Origin of the sequence: Enterococcus sp. DIV1682a, from assembly GCF_051711005.1 — a bacterium.
Lineage (GTDB): Bacteria > Bacillota > Bacilli > Lactobacillales > Enterococcaceae > Enterococcus_B > Enterococcus_B hirae.
The window spans coordinates 134694-153023 of record NZ_JBIOLT010000001.1 but is presented as its reverse complement, the minus strand read 5'-3'; the positions used below and the strand labels follow the sequence as shown (position 1 = coordinate 153023).

Genomic DNA, 18330 nt, shown 5'->3' with positions numbered 1-18330 from the left:
ACTCATTAATGTGGATCTTGGATGCGTTTAAACATTCTTTCCATATCTGAATTAGTAAAATGGATCAACACAGGGCGTCCATGAGGACAATTAAAAGGATTTTCACATTGGGCTAAGTCCTTCAATAAAACCCTCGCCTGAGCTTCATTCAAATAATGATTTGCCTTGATTGAACGTTTACAGCTCATCATGATTGCTGTGGCTTCTCTAAATTTCTTCACGCTGACACTACCCGTTGTTAACAACATATCGATCATTTCTCGAATAATCGCTTCTTCCTCTCCAGCTGGATACCAAGTAGGATGTGCTCTGACGATAAAACTATTTTGACCGAATTCTTCTAGATAAATACCTGCTTCTTCAAGCAATTGTTTTTTCTCTTTCAGTTTCAAAGCATCACTATTGGGATAATCTAATACAAACGGCACAAGTAGTTCTTGTAGATCGTTAGAAACTTCGCCAATTTTTTCTCGAAAATATTCATACTTGATTCGTTCTTGCGCTGCATGTTGATCAATAATGTATAAGCCATCCTGACTTTGAGCAAACAAGTACGTTCCATGCATTTGTCCAAAATATTCTAATTGTGGAAAGCGTTGTGTTACCTGCTCATTTTCTAATTTCTGAATTGCTTGATCTAATGAGCGCCCATTTTGACTTAAATCAAACTCTGGATGTAGCGCTAAATCCTCACGATAAACTGTTTCTGAAGAAGTTTCTTCTTCAGCTGTTGTTTCATGCTCGTTGGAAAAGTTTTCAACAGTGGATAACTCATTTTCACTCTTATCCACTGGTTTTTCTACATAGTTATCAACAATATTACCAGAGTTATCCACTGTTTTTCTTTTGCTTTCTGGATAACTAGTAGTTTCTTCAGAAAATACAGGAGAGTTTTCAACATTATCCACAGACTTATCAACAGATTCATGCACAAACTCGCTTTTTTCTTCCGCTACAAAAAATGTTCCGGTTGTTTGATCAAAATTCAAGCTTTGCGGTTTCTTAGGTTTCGCTTCTTCAAAAGCGTAAGATAAATCAATTTCGATTTGTTCCGCTTTTGGTTGATCAGCAACCTTTTTCTTGAATCGCAAATTGTCAGCTGCACTGGGAATTAAGTTCTCCTGTACCAATGCTTTTTGAATCGCTTGAGTAATTAGCTCAGTTAATTCCTGTTCCTTCGATAAACGAACTTCTTGCTTTGTTGGATGGACGTTCACATCCACTAACAATGGATCCATTTTGATTTCCAGTACAGCGATTGGGAATCGCCCTACCATTAGTTTTGAACCATAGCCGGCTACAATTGCTTTATTCAAGGAAAAATTTTTAATAAAACGTCCATTAATGATTGTTGAAAGATAATTACGACTAGCACGAGTCACTTCAGGTAAAGAAATATAACCGAAGATTTCAAAATCTAAATCTTTCGCTTCAATCTTCAACATTTTCTTTGCTGTATTCAACCCATAGATTCCGGCAATCGTTTGTTTCAATTCGCCATTTCCTGAAGTTGCTAACATCTTATTCCCATCATGGACTAATCGAAAAGCAATTGCCGGGTGACTTAAGGCTAAGCGATTCACAATATCACCGATATTCGCTAATTCAGTATGCAACGTTTTAACATATTTTAAGCGTGCTGGTGTATTAAAGAAAAGATTGCTGACTGTGATTTTCGTTCCTTGCCTTAAAGGAGCTGGGCGGTGTTCCATTACCGCACCTCCCTTAAGCTCTAAATAGGTTCCTTGCGTTTCTTCTTGATTGGCTGTTTCTACCGTCATCTCTGAAACAGAAGCAATACTAGGCAATGCTTCTCCTCGAAACCCAAGCGTACGAATTCGGAAAAGGTCGTCACGATTGTGGATTTTACTTGTTGCATGACGTTTAAAGGCGTTCTCAACATCTTCTGTCAAAATACCTTCTCCATTATCAATCACTTGGATCGTTTTTAATCCTGCTTCTTCAACTAAAATATCGATTTGACTACTTCCTGCATCTATGGCATTTTCCACAAGTTCTTTGACTACCGAGGCTGGACGTTCGACAACTTCACCGGCTGCGATTTGATTGGCTAAGCGTTCTGATAATTCTTGGATTTTCGCCATCATTCTACGCCTTCTTCCTATATAGTATTTATAGTTAGCTTACTCTTCTTATTTATCGTTGATTTACAGCTGTTTTTTCAATTCATAGAGTTGATTCAATGCATCCATTGGTGTCATTTCTAACAGATTCATTTGTTTCAATGTAGAAATAACTGCTGTCTCGGCATCGCTTAATTCACTGAACAAGGACAGTTGTTGCGTTTCTTCTTGTTCTATCGATACAGTATCAGTTACTGGTTGTGCTATTGCTTCAAGCGGTTCACTTGGAACAGCCACGGAATGATGGCTCACTTCTCCTGATTCTAATGTATGCAAAATATCGGCAGCTCTTGCTAATAAATTAGAAGGTAGCCCTGCAATTTTCGCTACATGGATCCCATAGCTTTTATCAGCTGGGCCATCCATCATCTTATGCAAAAATACTACTTCGCCGTCTTTTTCAACAGCCCCTACGTGTACATTTTTTAATTGAGGTAATTCTTGCTCTAGAACTGTTAACTCATGGTAATGTGTAGAAAAGAGCGTTTTTGCTTGTACATGTTGATGGATATATTCAATGATCGCTTGAGCTAATGCCATTCCATCATAAGTCGCAGTTCCTCTACCTAATTCATCAAAAAGAATTAAGCTGTTTGGTGTTGCATGCCGCAACGCTTGATTGGCTTCCATCATTTCCACCATGAACGTACTTTGTCCAGCAATCAAGTCATCACTTGCACCAATCCGAGTAAAAATCCGATCAAAAATTGGTAAAATCGCTTTTTGCGCAGGGACGAAGCACCCCATTTGAGCCATTAAAACAGTTAATGCTAACTGACGCATATACGTACTTTTCCCTGACATATTCGGTCCAGTTATCAATAAAATCATTTCGTCTTCAGCCATATCCACACTATTGGGAATATATTCTTGATGTCCTAATACTTTTTCAACGACTGGGTGCCGACCTTCTTGAATCAGTAATTGGTGTCGATCCGAGACCATCTCAGGACGAACATATTGGTATCGCTCACTGATCGTAGCAAAACTTTGCAGAACATCGGCTGTACTGATTGATTTTGCTAAAATTTGTAATGGTTTGATCGCTTTTTTGACTTCTTCTCTCACTGCTAAAAACAGCTGATATTCCAAATCAACAGACTTTTCTTCTGCTTCTAAAATTTGCGTCTCTAACTCTTTTAATTCTGGTGTGATAAAACGCTCTGCATTGGCCAATGTTTGTTTACGTTCGTATTTTTCCAGTTCAACATTTGCCAGATTCGCTTTAGTGATTTCGATATAATAACCAAATACACGATTAAAGCCAACTTTTAAATTTTTGATCCCAGTCTGCTGACGTTCTCTTGCTTCTAACTCTGCTAGCCACTGCTTCCCATTAGTCATCGCAGAACGGTACGTATCTAACTGATCATTAAATCCATCTTTAATGATATTCCCCTCAGTAATTTGTAGGGGCGGGTCTTCTTGAATTGCTTGATCAATCAAATGAACCAGATCATCCATCGGTTGCATTTCCTTCAATAAGTCAGTCCACTGACCTTGATCGATCCCTTCGATCAGTTGACGAATCAACGGTACTTGTTCTAAAGAAGTCTTTAATTGAATCAAGTCACGCCCGTTGACATTTCCAAAAGCCACTCTTCCTGCTAGGCGTTCTAAATCATAAACCTTCGTCAATGCACTTTGTAGATCAAGTCGTTCAAAATAGCTATTCAAAAGAGAAGCTACCATTTCTTGTCGTGCCTTGATTTGATTGAGTTGAATCAGCGGACGGTCAAGCCATTGTTTCAGTAAACGCCCGCCCATAGCTGTTTTCGTTTCATCTAGCAACCATAAAAGCGTGCCGTGTTTTTTTCCTGTACGTATGGACTGGCTTAGTTCGAGGTTAAACTTAGAATAGTAATCCATTTTCAAATAGTGATCCGGTTGATACTCGATCGCTTTTTGGATATGCGCAAGACTTCTTTTTTGTGTCACTGCTAAATAAGTAAGTAATTTTCCGGTCACTTCTTTTTCAAGTGGATCGGATAGCTCACTGGTTAAGAAATTAAACTCTGCATTTTCTTCACTTGTTTCTTGTTTTGAGAAAACTAATCCTAATCGATTCTTTAATTGCTCAGCAAGTTTTTCACTAATTTCATTTCCTAAAACAAGTTCTTTTGTTTGCAAAGCCGTCGTTTCGTTCAGTACAGCTTCTTCATCAAACAAATGAGCAGTTTTTAACTCCCCTGTGCTTAAATCAGCGTAGGCAAATCCAAATTCGTTGCCTTGGCTAACAATTGCTGTCAAAAAATTATTGTCTTTAGCAGATAGTCCCTTACTATCCATGACTGTTCCAGGTGTCACTAATTGAATCACTTCACGTTTAACCATCCCTTTGGTGGTCTTAGGATCTTCTACTTGTTCACAAATAGCCACTTTATAGCCTTTTTCAATTAAAATATCAATATAGCCTTGTGCTGCATGATGGGGTACTCCACACATTGGGATTGGTTCGTCTGCATTACGATTCCTGCTGGTTAATGTTAACTCTAAAATTTGAGACGCATTGATGGCATCTTCATAAAATAATTCATAAAAATCACCTAAACGATAGAACAAAAAAGCATCTTGGTATTGGGCCTTGATGCTTAAATATTGTTCCATCATTGGAGTATTCTTAGTTTTTTGAGGCATTGTCTTCCTCCTCTATCCAATTATTGATTTCATCTTGCAGCATTTTCGTCAAATGATGCAATAAATCATTTGCTTCAAGCAATTGTTTCCGATAAGCTACTACGATCGGATGTTGATCAAATTGTTTCGTCAATTGTTCAACCCGACCATTCGCTTCTTTTTCTGCTATTCTTTTCCCATAATAAGCATAGTTTGCTGCTTCTTTTTGTGCAGATTTGATATCTTCCGTTAACTTTTCTAAATAGGAACTAGTTTGTACTTTTCGCTCTAGTTCGTGGTAGCGGATGATCGTTTCATGTTCACTTAAAAGTTGAGCTAATTTATCCGCTTCTCGTTGAATATTCGGCTCTTTATGCAAAAGATGTCTCACTTTCTATTCTAAAAATGGACGGTCCTCGTTGATCTGGATTAATTGGATGGTTTTCGCTTTACCAGTTGCATCGTCAAATTCCAGTAAACAGCCACTCAAAATACCTCGTCCTCGTTCAACGACTTCAAAACGTTTCGGCAAAGCTGTTAAAAATTTTTCGATAACTGGTTCTCGGCGCATACCTAAAATTCCGTCATAAGGACCTGTCATACCTACATCAGTTAAATAGGCAGTTCCCTGCGGTAGAATCCGAGCATCATTGGTTTGTACATGCGTATGGGTCCCAATGACCGCTGAGACTTTTCCATCTAAGAACCATCCCATGGCTTGTTTCTCACTTGTCGTTTCTCCATGAAAATCAACGAAAATGATTGGCGTTCTTTTTTTTGCTTCGGCGATCAAGCGATCCATCTTGCGGAACGGATCATCTAAGTCGACCATAAAAGAACGTGCTTGCATGTTGATTACAGCTAGTTCTACTTGATTGACTTTCACGAATACCATTCCTTGACCTGGCGTTCCTTCAGGAAAGTTTGCTGGACGAACGATTTTTTTTGCTTGATCGATAAATTCAAAAATATCTCGGTTGTCCCAAGTATGATTGCCCATCGTGACAACATCTACACCGTCTTGTAAAAACTTTTTATAAATTTTTTCAGTTATTCCTCTTCCAGAAGCTGCATTTTCTCCATTTACGATTGTGACCTGTGGTTGATATTTCTTTTTTAAACGAGGAAGATAGGTTGTAATCATATCTCTTCCCATTGAACCTACTACATCACCAATAAATAAAACCCGCACACGTTTTCCTCTTCTCTTTTAACATCATTCTATATTATAGTTGTTTTTTTGTAGAAAGAAAAGGGCAGAAAAATCCTCTGCGTAACCCTCATCTGAAACTACTAAAAAACTAGCTGAAGTCAGTCTCCAACTAGTTCTTTTTACTATCCTAGATTATACTTGTTTATTTAAATCATGGAAAGTTGCTTCAATGCTTTCCAAATTCCATCTTCATCATTTGTATCAGTAACCAACTTCGCTTCTGCTTGTACCTCTGGAACTGCATTTCCCATTGCAACACCAATGCCTGACATACGCAGCATCTCCCGGTCATTTTGGCCATCACCGAAACTAATGATATCTTCTTGCGCAATTCCGACTTGTTCTGCTAGGTGTAAAATCGTGGCTGCTTTTGAACCGTCATGTGGAACAACATCCACACTTTTTTCATGCCAACGAACAAATCGAATCTTATCGTAACTAGAAAAATGATGATCGTAATTCTGATCAAAAAATGCTAAAGCTTGATAGATATCTTGTTCTTCCACAAAGTACTGATCCAGTTCAGGTAAAACAGCACCAAATGAATGCATTGCCTCTTCCATCATTCCCACATGATTGGAAGAATAACGTTTGATATTATCTAGACTCACAAAAGCAGTATCGATATTTTTATCTTGTGCTTCTTTGACAAAATTGTCTAATTGTTCACGGTCAAGCAAATTTTTATAAACTTGTTCATGATCTAAAAATCCAGCAGCGCCATTACATAAGATATAATTTGTAAATGCTAGATCTCGGATAACCTCTTGCGCATGGAAACGACTACGTCCAGTAGCAATCGTTACCAAATGTCCTGCTTTACGTAACTTATCCAAGGCTTCTCTTGTGCTGTCTAATGCTTGTTTATTTGTGTCCAGTAGCGTCCCATCAATATCAAAAGCAAATAATTTACGTTTCATTTTTTTAGTCGACTCACTTTCTTATAAATACTTGCTTGCTTCTCTTCTTGTCAAAGCAGACCATTCTTTTGTCAATTGTTCTTTTACCCAAGAAACATTTGTCTTGCTGTAATCGCGCAATGCCCACCCAATCGCCTTTTGAATAAAAAATTCCTTTGAGAAGCGATCTTCAGTAATCACTCGATCCAGCAACAGCTGATTGGTAGCTTCTTTAAATCCTAACTGTAACGTAATTGCTATTCGCCGAAGCCAAAAATCTTCTTTTTTTTCAAACAAAAGAGAAACCGTCTCTAATTGTTCCATATGAAGTTTACACCATGTAGCATAAACTTTCCGCCAAGCATCAATCGTATCCCACCATGCTTTTTCCGGTACCAATACAGACAATTCGACCAACTCATCCAATGATAAACGTTTGATGTTTTGTTGAATCAAATCAATCGCCAGGTACTGATACTCCCGTTCTTTTTTTTCATAATAATAGAAAACAAGGAAAAAAAGGTCTGGAACATCAAGCACTTTGCTTTCACGCAAAAGTGTTTGTTGCAATTTCCAACGTTCTGGTTTGGGCACACCTGCAAATGAGAACTGATTTCTCATATACATTTCCATTGGATGTGCTTTTTCTTCATTTTTTTGAAAAACTAAAAGTTCCAAGACAGTCCTCCTTGAAAAATCAAGCCCGTATCTTAGGTGACAGCTGAAAAATCACTGTCACTACCTTTTAGTGGCTCTGTAGGTTGAAAATAAGCTGTGCTTACACAAGCATGATCCTTCATTTATTTCTTTTTAAGATTGGTACGTTTATTTTTCATGCTTTTAAAAGATACCCTCTTATTTTATAGAGTGAAACAAGGTTTGTAAAGCGTTTTTAAAGAGAAACGTACTTGACAGTTTCACCTTGTTTCCCTTATACTGGACTTTGTGTAAAATAATGCAGCGGAAAAATAATAATTTCGTCCCTAGTTCATTGCCCCGATTCGGGTTCAATTGCGTAACCGCGGCTGCAAAGGTGAAGATTGAAGAATGGACTACACGATTATGAATTTTTTATCGGATTATTTTACTCCAAAAACTAAATTTATTTTATTGGAGGAAATTTTAATGTCTCGTTATACAGGACCATCATGGAAAATTTCTCGTCGTCTAGGTATTTCATTATCAGGCACAGGAAAAGAATTAGCACGTCGCCCTTACGCTCCAGGTCAACATGGACCAAACAGCCGTGGCAAACAATCAGAATACGGTATGCAATTAACTGAAAAACAAAAACTACGTCACATGTACGGAATGAACGAACGTCAATTCCGTAACTTGTTCGTTAAAGCTAGCAAAATCAAAGAAGGTAAACACGGGGTTAACTTCATGATCTTACTAGAACAACGTTTAGACAATGTTGTTTATCGTCTAGGTCTTGCAACTACTCGTCGTCAAGCTCGCCAATTAGTTAACCATGGTCATGTGATGGTTGATGGCAAACGCGTTGATATCCCTTCATACCACGTTGAAGTTGGTCAAGTGATCTCAGTTCGTGAAAAATCACAAAACATGACAACAATCAAAGAAGCTGTTGAAGCAACTGTTGGTCGTCCAGCATTCGTAAGCTTCGATGCTGAAAAATTGGAAGGTTCATTAACTCGTTTACCAGAACGTGACGAACTATATCCAGAAATCGACGAAGCTCTTGTCGTTGAATACTACAACCAAAGCCTATAATTTTCAAAGCTTTGGCTTACAAGCCCACTATCTATTCGATAGTTGGGCTTTTTTTATGTAGATTTCCCTCTCTCTTTTCTAGCTCTCTTCTTTATTTGAATTTGATTCGCCCGTGTAACTCTCCTAGAATCATATGTTGAGACTTGCCAAAAAGTTCAAAATGAAACAATGTTTAACTGAACATATAACCTATCCTCAAAGGAAGATAGACTAATATTTTGAAGGAATACTTCGTTTATTTAAAAAATATACTTTACAAAAAATAATTTTTCTTATACAATTTCGTTAACTTAGAAAATAAAAATGGTTAACAAAGGAGAACTTATGACAAAATCACTCAAAGAACTCATTCTTGCTGCAGAATTTGCAGCGATCATTGCCGTTCTTTCACAATTCACTTTCCCTCTAGGTCTAATTCCTTTGACTGGACAGACTTTTGCCATTGGTTTAACTGCTACTTTCCTTGGTAAGAGAACAGGAACTGTCTCCGTCTTGATCTATCTTTTATTAGGTCTTATTGGGTTACCTGTTTTCTCGGGGATGTCTGGAGGGATTGGTGTATTATTCGGTCCTACCGGTGGCTATCTAGTTGGTTTTATCCTCCAGTCTTGGCTAATTGGATTTATCATGGAGAAAGTCGGTTCTCGCTATCCTCTGACAATATCCGCAAACTTAGTTGGTTCAGCAGCCGCATTATGCTGTGGCATGCTTTGGTTAATGATCAGTAGCAGTCTTTCTCTTCACACTGCATTTTTAAGTGGATTTCTTCCTTTTATAATCCCTGAAGCAATCAAATCGATTGCTGCCGCTTCGGTAGGTCTGTTTCTAAAAAAACGTTTGTCTCGACTTCAGTTGTTTAGTATGGATAAATAACTAGACAAAACAACTACTACGTTGTATTCCTTTACGAAAAATTTTTTAAAATAAAATCGTCACTGATTCAAACTGATTGTGGCATTACCTAAATTCCTTGAATTGTTGATAAATAAAAAAAGCTTACAATCGTAAGCTTTCAGACTATAGACAAAGTACTTATTTATAGTGCTTTGTCTTTTTTATACGTTAAAACAGAACGATAAATTGGAGCTGTACCTGATGCTTTCAAAACAAAGTAAGTTTAAAGTTCTCTATAAAAAAAGAGAAGAAACGATTGAACGAATATTCAGCACCACAAAAGAATCTCATGGGTTACGTTATACCAATCAAATAGGAATTGTAAAAATGCACATGAAAATCGGGCTTACTTTTGCTTGTCTAAATATGAAAAAGCTAAATCAAAAAATATCAAGCGAAAAAAGAGTATTTTTCTAAAGAAAAGAAGACAAATTTTTCTTTTGTTTTTGAAAATAGACATATAAAAAAGACAAACCTTATTTTTATATAAGGATTGTCTTCAATCTGAAAGCTTTCAATCGTAAGCTTTTTTATCTTCTATTTTTACCCTTAGCTAAATCGTCGTTTATTTTTTTAGATCTACTTTTTGTCCGACCCAATAAATGATGACTCCTCCCACTAGCATGGAAGCTAGCTCACCCAAAGCAACAGTTCCCCAAGTGAAGAAAAAGGGTAATTGATAGAATAGCTTCAATTGTCCAGCAACTGTAAACATAGAAAATGCAAAGACCAAAGCTGTAATCACCATTTTTATTTTCATGTTTCTTACTCGTTTTGTTATCTCATAGTTAATCAATAAGACGAGTAAGGTGCTGATACTACCAACTACTACATCAATCCATCCCAATGGAGAGGAAAGATTGGCTAAAGCAACACCTAGCGTGATAGCCAAAATATACTGTTTATTATAGAGCGACAAATAATTGAACATTTCGGAAAGACGTATTTGAATGGCACCAAAACTGATAACTGACAACACGAATGTAACTGCCACATATAAGCCTGTTACAAGTGCCATTCGAGCAATTTCTGCTGTGGTAAAACGATTAGTAGAACGAATTTTCTTTTGATCCATATTCTTTCTCCTTTACAAGGTCGTGATACAATCGATCATCCTTGTGGTCAAAAATGCCACAAAAGATCTCGCCTCTCTCAACTCTTGGTAATAACTACGACCAAAGGATGGGAATTGACTTCCAACTGAAGTGCCGTAGTGCGAATAAATTCGCTAATCATAGCTTATCTGAAAACAATAAAAAAGACAAAATCATTTTAATAACCAACCACCATCGATTGGAATGATCGTCCCTTGGATATAGCTTGCTTGAGGGGTCGCCAAGAACAACGTTAATTCAGCAACTTCCTCTGGTTGCGCCCACCGTTTAACAGGTGTTTCATTCGCCACCCATTCTGCCATCTCACCATTTCCTGCAAAATCAGCTGCATTCATAGGTGTTTGAATCGCGCCTGGTGCAATTCCTTTGATACAAATACCTTTAGAAGCATAATCTAATGCTAATTGCTTCGTAAAGCCAACAATTGCATGCTTTGCGCTGGTATAGGCAATCCCGCCCCCACCACCGACAAAGCCAGCAATTGATGCCATATTGATGATTGTCCCCTTTTCTTCCTCAAGCATATCTGGAAGGATCAAGTGCGTTAGCTGAAACATACTCTTGACATTAACAGCAAACACTCGATCCCATAAAGCTTCATCTGTTTCCAACAATGGCTGGTACTCATCTAAAATTCCTGCTGTATTCAGCAAGATCGCAACTTTTCCAAACGTTTCATGACACTGTTCAATCGCCTTTTTTAATAATGAGTAATCCGTGATATCACCTAAAAAATAAGCAAAGGTTTCAGAAAATTGCTGGGATAGATCGTTCATTCGGCCTAATTGCTGATCAAAACCAAACACCCGCGAACCTTGTTCTAAAAAGGCTTTAGCTTGTGCCTGTCCGATACCTGAAGCTGCTCCAGTGACAAAAACAACTTTCTCTGTTAGATCACTGTATCTATTTTTCATTCCACAATGATCCAATCTTCAGCTAAAATGTCACAGACTGTAGGCGCAAAACTGGAAAATCCTTCGTCACTTGTTTTGATTAAAAAGTAAGGGGTAACGGGACAACCGTCAAATTCTTCTCCTGAAACAAGAACGACATACAATTCAAAACCACTCCAACCTTTTCGAATTACTTTATTCCCTTTTTTTAATGCTGGTAAAATTTCTTCAAATGTCATTTATTTCGTTCCTTTCTTTGTCTTTTCGGTCTTGGATCAACACAAATTTTTGGTACAATTGGATATAATCGTTTAACTGTAACTCTCCAGGCACGATAAAGTATTCTAAATCAGACCATGGCTTACGATGCACTTTGCTCGTTGAAAGTAATAAATCAACTTCTCGTCCCCGATAATCTGTTGGTAAAAATTTCAAACAATAAACATTTCGAAAAAAACGATGTAAGTCTTCTATTAACAACTGCTCTTCAAACAGAGGGAAATCTGTCATCAAAAGAATCGTGATCTGCGGTAACTTTGGTGTAAATGCACCCATTGTCTTTAAAACCGTTAAATACCGCCCCATCAAAAAAGACGTATTTTGAAATGCTAGCTGATCCACTTTTTGCTCGGTCTCAAAAAACAAATCGAGCCACTGGATAATTTCACTATTTTCGATCATCAAATGATTTATAAAGTCACTGTCGTTCCCATCAATAGTTTCCTTAGCTTCTGGAAAAAGATAGGCAAATAAATGACTACTAAAAAGATAGGTTTCAGCTTCTTTTGTTAAGGGTTCTTCTGACAATCCTTGTTCCACTTGATAGAGAGCTAATGCTTCTTTTGCTTCATAAAGTGCATGGTAGGGCGGTGTTTGTCTCCTTCGATGGAAAGCAAACATTTCTTCTCGGATGTCTTCATCCGTATAATACTCTTCTCGTGTCATCAAAACTAAAAATAACGCACCTAATTCTTCTTCATTTTGAAAATAGTTAGGAAACACTGGTTGCATCCAATGACAAAATTTTTGAAACATAGGATTATCAGTAATCAGTTGTCGCTTTCGTTCGTTTAACGATACGTAATGCTTCTGAGATTTACGCAAGAAGAAAGCTCCTAACATATACTCTAGTCTTCTTTTTTTGATCTCATTAAGGCGAACATTGAAAAAAGCCATGATTTGTTCAGCAATTTTTTTCACATCTAATTGTGAAATCGTTACAAAAGGCCAAATTTTCCCACGAAACAACTGCCAAAACGTCATGTGAAGGTAAAGCCGGATGATTTCTTCTTCTCCTTGCACCACATAAGTCCCACGTTGTAAATAAATCCCGTAATTTTTTAATTGTTCTCTCCACTCGTTGATCTTTCGACGCGCAGTTGATTCGCTGATATATTGTTTTTGAGCAAATTGATAGATCGTATGAAACTCTTCAAAAAAAATATCGTGCAATAGCTGGTATTTCAGCGTACTTTGCACGAGAAAAATCAAAAAACGCTCATGTTCGATAGAATCAAGCGTATCATAAAAGGAATAGCCAGAACGAGGGGTTTTCATAAACAATGTTTGAGAGCTCTCGTTGAACTGATGGTAATTTTTTGTTAATTCGTTTAAGTACTTAGCGACACTTCTTGCATCTAATTGGACTGTTTGTGCCAGTTCAGCAATCGTGTGCCACTGATGATCCTCGAAACTTTCCAGCAGGAGAATTTTATAATAAAGGTCTTTATCAAATCGTTTTAAATATTCAGATGACAAATACAACTTTTACCACTCCTTTATGCTAGAACGTTTTTTTCATTGTAGCATAAATCCTGGGAAACAACATCAAAACAGGTTAGTAAAAAACTGAAATAATAATGGTAATAAAAAGACGGTCAGCATGCCATTGACGCCAATGGCTAAGCCTGAAATAATCCCTTCGATCTCACCCAATTCGATTGCCTTTGCTGTACCAATCGCATGAGAGGTACTTCCTAACGCAACCCCCTTAGCAATCGGACTGCTGATCTTAAAAAGACGAAAGATATGAGTAGCGATCAACGACCCAAAGATACCAGTAGAAACAACAATTGCAAGCGTGACCGCATTGATCCCTCCCATCGTATGAGAAAGATCAACAGATATCGCTGTTGTCACTGATTTAGGTAGCAGAGAAATGACCATCGCTTTTTTTAATGTAAATAAATAGCCAATACCCACACTGACTAAGCAATTAGCTACGATCCCCGCTAAAATTGCCGCAATGACTGGGAAAAAATTTTCTTTTAACAAATGAAAATTTTTATATAAAGGAATAGCTAATGCAACTGTTGCTGGCGTAATCATCATGGTCAAAAAATTCCCACCCACATTATAATCCTGGTAACTGATTCCAGAAAAATGAAGAAAAAGAATGATCACTAAAATAGACAATACCAACGGATTGATAATTGGCAATTTATACTTGCGTAAAAATTTATCTGATAATACGTAGACACCTAACGTTAAGCTTAATCCAAATAATGGGTTACGAATAAATTCAGTCAATTTGTTGCTCCTTCCTTTTGATTTTCTGCAACTTTTGGCTACTTGTTTGTTTCAATTGAACAGATTGTAACATTTTTTCTACTACTTCTGCCGTTTTGCCTGCTACGACCATCGTTACGATCGAACAGATCACTACCGCACCTAATAAAATAGGCCAAATTGTCGCAATATCACCAAAATAGTCAAGTAAACCTACCCCTGCCGGGACGAATAAAATCGTTAAATTATTTAATAAAAAATCACCTGTTCCTCCTAAATGCTCAGGCTTTACTAGTCGCATCTCAAAAGCTAGGAACAAAAATAAGATACCTAGGATACTTCCAGGAATTGGTAAATGGAACAATACACGAGTTCCTTCACCTAAAACTGAGAAAAAGAGGATAATAAAAAATTCTTGAAAAAATTTCATCTATGAAACACTCCTTATTGTTAGCTTTCATTTTACTAACAATATTTTTCTGAAATTTTCAAATTGTGCTGTTTCTAAAGTACAATATTTGAAAAATATAGTCGTTTTTTTTTGGTATATTTATAATTAAGGTTGGTGTTTTGTGGGAAAGTTCCGTACGTTGTTTTGGAAGTTGGTCAGATTTCTTTTATACATAGAAATCATTTTTTTATCTGCACTTATTTATGACCAATAAAAACGTCGGATGCGAAGCACTACACCTATTGTGTTGTTGTTTCTTTTTTTTTGCATTTTTATAAATTTTGGAGGTATATATGGATTATTCACTTATGACCCGTCTTGTGGCGGAAATGATCGGTACAGCTTTATTAATCATTCTTGGGAATGGTGCTGTAGCAAACGTAGATTTAAAAGGAACAAAAGGTTATGGAAGTGACTGGATGTTGATCGCTGTAGGTTATGGCTGTGGTGTAATGATGCCAGCAATGATTTTTGGTGGTATCAGTGGAAATCATATTAACCCAGCGTTCACAATTGCTCTTGCCTCAAATGGTTTATTCCCATGGGCTGAAGTATTACCTTATATTGCTGCTCAATTGATTGGTGCCGCAATTGGGCAATTGATCGTTGTAGCTTGCTACAAACCTTATTATGATCAAACAGACGATGTAAACCATGTATTAGGTACTTTCTCAACAATCAACAGTGTTGGTTCTAAATTCAATGGTTTTGTTAATGAATTCTTTGGATCATTTGTTTTATTCTTTGGTGCACTAGGAATTACTAAAGCACCTTTCTTCCAAGACAATCTTGGTACAGCACACTTAGCTCTTGGTTTCTTAGTATGGACGTTAGTTGCTTCTCTCGGCGGACCTACTGGACCTGGTTTGAACCCAGCACGTGACTTCGCACCACGTTTAGTCCACGCATTGTTACCATTAAAACATAAAGGTTCATCACAATGGGGTTATGCATGGGTACCTGTTGTTGCACCGATTTGTGCTGGTATCGTTGCTGTTTTCTTATACAAATTCTTATTTATGGCTTAATTTATCAAAAAAACTTGGAATCACTTCGATTCCAAGTTTTTTTATTTGGAGAAAAAATTGATTTCTGTCCTCTTTTAACCTATGTCATACTAAGTAAGCACGCAAAATAAATCGCAGACTTTACTATTTATTTTATGAATGGAGGAACTCCTATGCCTTACGAAACAGAGCTTCAACGACATCTTGATATATTTGCTCTTTCTTTATCATTAAAGAAAAATAATAGATGGTCTCCGGAAGATGATAAAGTGAATTACCCACTTTTATTTTCTATTTATATTAAAATGATCCAACAAGATGAACAAGAATTTTTTGTACGTAAGCAAGACAAATTAAAAATGATTCAGTCACTCAACCGAAGCAAGGATTTCTATTCTTTTACTCGTCACACACAACTTTTTCATACTTTAAAGCGGATGGTTTCAAATGATCCTCGAGATTTTATTCTTTTGCCCTTATCTTATAGTATAAAGAAAAATAAAAAAAGTGGTCATGTTTCCGGAGCACTCATCTACAAAGAAACGAAAAACTATAGAATTATTCTAGTGGATAAAAGGAAGCACCTGTCAAATTCATCTGTAAATATGGTTAAAATTTCTTCGGAGAAAATGGCTCCCCTTTGTAAAGAATTGTTTGCACAGAGAGATCATCCTAAACTCGAAACTTGTTATGATATTCTGCACAGAATTATTGACCATTCCTCTTCCAACAGCTTTTCGTCACTAGACTATACGATGCATGAACAAAAAGAAGGAAATTGTGTGGTCAAAGAAATAGAAGCTACTGCAAAAACTGCGCTCTTACATTGCCGCCATGACCTTCTCGCTTCTCAAAGTAGAAAAAAAATAAAATGGAGTGATACTTTTGAGATGCATCAACGTCTTTTAACTGCGATCAAAGCAGAATATGGGGAATCTCCTCATCTTGATTATTTATTTGAACTGTACAAACTGAGAAAACTAGCGAATGCGATCAAGGAACCTTTAGCAGCAGAAAAAAACAGAATACATGAAGCAATCAAAAAAATGTTTACCGATCATAACGAAATTCAAAAAATCTTAAAAATAGAGGGACCGACATACCTAAACAAAGCAATTATAGAAGATCAGGAAACAGGAGCATATCCAAAAGATGGTAATACCAAAAATATGATCGATATTTTTGAAAAAATAACTAGCGAAAAAAATAGGAGAGCTAACGAAACAAGAACCGAAAAAATGGCGCCAAAAGACGTATTCATTCGCTAAAGGAAACATTGTAAATCAATAATCTGCTTGTGCGCAAACAGTCTCAAAGCTTACACTTATCTAAGGAGGTAGACTTTTTACAACTGCAAGCATCAATTTCATTGTTACATAATTAAAACTATAAGCACGAGGTGTATTAAAAATGTCTGAAAAAAATCTAAGTAGTACTGAAAAAAAAGCAGAATTACTGGCCTTATTCTTAGGTCTAAAAGATAGCAATGTCTTCCATTCTAGTGGACCCGATGCTAAAGAATTTTATCAATTACTATTCTCTAATTATCAGAAGATGATCTTAAAAGATTCAGATAATTTCTTCGTTGCTAAAGAACACAAAGCCTCTGTAATTGAATCCTTACAACATACTATTGATTTTTATGAAACTCAAATGGTAACTGAAATTGTTCACTTGTTAGAAAGATTAAAATCCGATAATTACACTTCTTTTATCATTACCTCTGCTAACTTTCTTACTGAAGGTGAGGGCACTAAACATAGTGTCGGATTACTCATACATAAAAAGAAAGACTATTATACAGTAGCCATATTAGATAAAGGCGGTTACTATAATGAGCGACAGGGAAGCTATGTAAAGATTCCTAAATCAAAACTACAATTACTTAGCCAGGTACTCTTGGATAACAAAAGCACCAATAAAACCGTAGGTAGTTATAATAAAATGCAAAACTATGGCATTTTAAACGCGATCGTAGAACTTTCAAATAATGATGATATTTCATATGTCTCACCAAAAGCATCTGATTTAAAAATTAAAGTAAAAAAGCAAATGGTTGGTAATTGTATCTTTGCTGGTGTTAATCTAGCCTTTAAAACAGCCTTATTTTGTTGCCATACGGATGTTTATAAAGATATTGATCATCGTAAAAATAATATAAGTATAAAACCTATGGAAAAGATAGAAGCTAGCTATGAGACTAATCAACGTTTCTTGAATGTACTAAAAGGTAATGATATCAATGAAAATAAAGTTTTAGACATCATTTACTCATATTATGAAGAAAGAAAACGCGCTAAAATGTCTCTTCCCAAAATAAATAAAAAATGGAAAACTTCAAAAAATCCTTTTCTTAGAATAAAATATCATATTAGAAAATGGCAAATTCAACAAAAACAAGAGATAATTTATGCCCATATCACGAAAGAAATCATGCAGGACCCTTATCTTAATTTAAATAAAAAAAAGATAGAATCTATAAAGGCAACCCAGCCAGCTAAAACTATGTCTAATGAAGCTTCTTTGCAAAATAACTATTGGACACGTGACCGTTAAAATAAAAGTTCTATAATTTATGGAATTAATGAAACAGAATTGATTCTGTAGTCTCCCCAAAAGTTAGACCAAAAGTCTAACTTCTGAAGTTCGGTACATTCTTCAGTCCCATTTTCATTTTAGCGATTAAAAAACATATCTTCTCTAATGTGATTAAATAACCATAACCTAGATAACTGCTGTGTGAATGGTTCTATCAAAAAAATGATCAGATTAGTAGACAAAATTTAATCATTCGGAAAGTTGCTCACGAGATCGTGCAAAAAAAGGCCTTGATTGTTGTTGCGATTCTTTCAC

Annotated in this window: 17 protein-coding genes and 1 pseudogene; 6 read left to right on the top strand and 12 right to left on the bottom strand. The window is 36.4% G+C overall.

What is annotated here, in order from left to right:
- Nucleotides 1-5: 5 nt before the first annotated feature.
- The 6 genes from mutL to IGJ23_RS00720 all read right to left on the bottom strand — a co-directional run bounded on the left by mutL (nucleotide 6) and on the right by IGJ23_RS00720 (nucleotide 7550).
- A complete protein-coding gene (mutL, locus tag IGJ23_RS00745; RefSeq protein WP_438775066.1) occupies nucleotides 6-2105 on the bottom strand; it encodes a DNA mismatch repair endonuclease MutL in 2100 nt (699 codons plus the stop codon).
- Nucleotides 2106-2168: 63 nt separating this feature from the next.
- Nucleotides 2169-4781 (bottom strand): DNA mismatch repair protein MutS, encoded by a 2613-nt coding sequence (mutS, locus tag IGJ23_RS00740; protein WP_063626423.1) that lies wholly within the window; start codon nucleotides 4779-4781, stop codon nucleotides 2169-2171.
- A complete protein-coding gene (locus IGJ23_RS00735) occupies nucleotides 4765-5139 on the bottom strand; it encodes a YlbF family regulator (RefSeq protein ID WP_010736830.1) in 375 nt (124 codons plus the stop codon). Before IGJ23_RS00735 ends, mutS begins: the two co-directional genes overlap by 17 nt.
- A 15-nt stretch (nucleotides 5140-5154) precedes the next feature.
- Nucleotides 5155-5952 (bottom strand): TIGR00282 family metallophosphoesterase, encoded by a 798-nt coding sequence (locus IGJ23_RS00730; protein ID WP_010720381.1) that lies wholly within the window; start codon nucleotides 5950-5952, stop codon nucleotides 5155-5157.
- Between the two features lie 167 nt (nucleotides 5953-6119).
- A complete protein-coding gene (locus IGJ23_RS00725; RefSeq protein WP_010720382.1) occupies nucleotides 6120-6893 on the bottom strand; it encodes a Cof-type HAD-IIB family hydrolase in 774 nt (257 codons plus the stop codon).
- A gap of 21 nt (nucleotides 6894-6914) precedes the next feature.
- Complete coding sequence (locus IGJ23_RS00720; RefSeq protein WP_063626422.1) at nucleotides 6915-7550, bottom strand: DNA alkylation repair protein; 636 nt, start codon at nucleotides 7548-7550, stop codon at nucleotides 6915-6917.
- Between the two features lie 447 nt (nucleotides 7551-7997).
- On the opposite strand from IGJ23_RS00720, the gene rpsD reads away from it, so the two are divergent.
- The 3 genes and pseudogenes from rpsD to IGJ23_RS00705 all read left to right on the top strand — a co-directional run.
- Complete coding sequence (gene rpsD / locus IGJ23_RS00715) at nucleotides 7998-8609, top strand: 30S ribosomal protein S4 (protein WP_010720384.1); 612 nt, start codon at nucleotides 7998-8000, stop codon at nucleotides 8607-8609.
- 324 nt (nucleotides 8610-8933) lie between these two features.
- On the top strand, nucleotides 8934-9482 hold the full coding sequence (locus tag IGJ23_RS00710) for a biotin transporter BioY (RefSeq protein WP_010736828.1): 549 nt from the start codon (nucleotides 8934-8936) through the stop codon (nucleotides 9480-9482).
- Nucleotides 9483-9728: 246 nt separating this feature from the next.
- Nucleotides 9729-9881: pseudogene (locus IGJ23_RS00705) on the top strand (transposase); the annotation flags it as partial.
- Nucleotides 9882-10068: 187 nt separating this feature from the next.
- Here the strand turns inward: IGJ23_RS00705 and IGJ23_RS00700 are convergent.
- From IGJ23_RS00700 to IGJ23_RS00675, 6 genes are all read right to left on the bottom strand, one after another.
- Nucleotides 10069-10578: a QueT transporter family protein gene (locus IGJ23_RS00700; protein WP_063626418.1), complete on the bottom strand. Its 510-nt coding sequence runs from the start codon at nucleotides 10576-10578 to the stop codon at nucleotides 10069-10071.
- A 192-nt stretch (nucleotides 10579-10770) separates the two neighbouring features.
- A complete protein-coding gene (locus IGJ23_RS00695) occupies nucleotides 10771-11532 on the bottom strand; it encodes a 3-oxoacyl-ACP reductase (RefSeq protein ID WP_438774520.1) in 762 nt (253 codons plus the stop codon).
- Entirely contained in the window at nucleotides 11529-11750 is a 222-nt protein-coding gene (locus IGJ23_RS00690) for a DUF2829 domain-containing protein (protein WP_010720389.1), read from the bottom strand. The genes IGJ23_RS00695 and IGJ23_RS00690 overlap by 4 nt, the downstream gene beginning before the upstream one ends.
- Nucleotides 11740-13275: a helix-turn-helix domain-containing protein gene (locus tag IGJ23_RS00685; protein WP_438774519.1), complete on the bottom strand. Its 1536-nt coding sequence runs from the start codon at nucleotides 13273-13275 to the stop codon at nucleotides 11740-11742. The genes IGJ23_RS00690 and IGJ23_RS00685 overlap by 11 nt, the downstream gene beginning before the upstream one ends.
- Before the next feature lie 63 nt (nucleotides 13276-13338).
- On the bottom strand, nucleotides 13339-14040 hold the full coding sequence (locus tag IGJ23_RS00680) for an LrgB family protein (RefSeq protein WP_010720391.1): 702 nt from the start codon (nucleotides 14038-14040) through the stop codon (nucleotides 13339-13341).
- A complete protein-coding gene (locus IGJ23_RS00675) occupies nucleotides 14033-14449 on the bottom strand; it encodes a CidA/LrgA family protein (RefSeq protein ID WP_010720392.1) in 417 nt (138 codons plus the stop codon). Before IGJ23_RS00675 ends, IGJ23_RS00680 begins: the two co-directional genes overlap by 8 nt.
- A 314-nt stretch (nucleotides 14450-14763) precedes the next feature.
- On the opposite strand from IGJ23_RS00675, the gene IGJ23_RS00670 reads away from it, so the two are divergent.
- From IGJ23_RS00670 to IGJ23_RS00660, 3 genes are all read left to right on the top strand, one after another.
- Complete coding sequence (locus IGJ23_RS00670; RefSeq protein ID WP_010720393.1) at nucleotides 14764-15498, top strand: MIP/aquaporin family protein; 735 nt, start codon at nucleotides 14764-14766, stop codon at nucleotides 15496-15498.
- 134 nt (nucleotides 15499-15632) lie between these two features.
- Nucleotides 15633-16745 carry a hypothetical protein gene (locus IGJ23_RS00665; RefSeq protein WP_438774518.1) on the top strand — a complete coding sequence of 371 codons (1113 nt, stop codon included), beginning with the start codon at nucleotides 15633-15635 and terminating at the stop codon, nucleotides 16743-16745.
- 142 nt (nucleotides 16746-16887) lie between these two features.
- Nucleotides 16888-18033, top strand: a complete 1146-nt coding sequence (locus tag IGJ23_RS00660; RefSeq protein WP_438774517.1) for a hypothetical protein — start codon at nucleotides 16888-16890, stop codon at nucleotides 18031-18033.
- Nucleotides 18034-18330 lie beyond the last annotated feature (297 nt).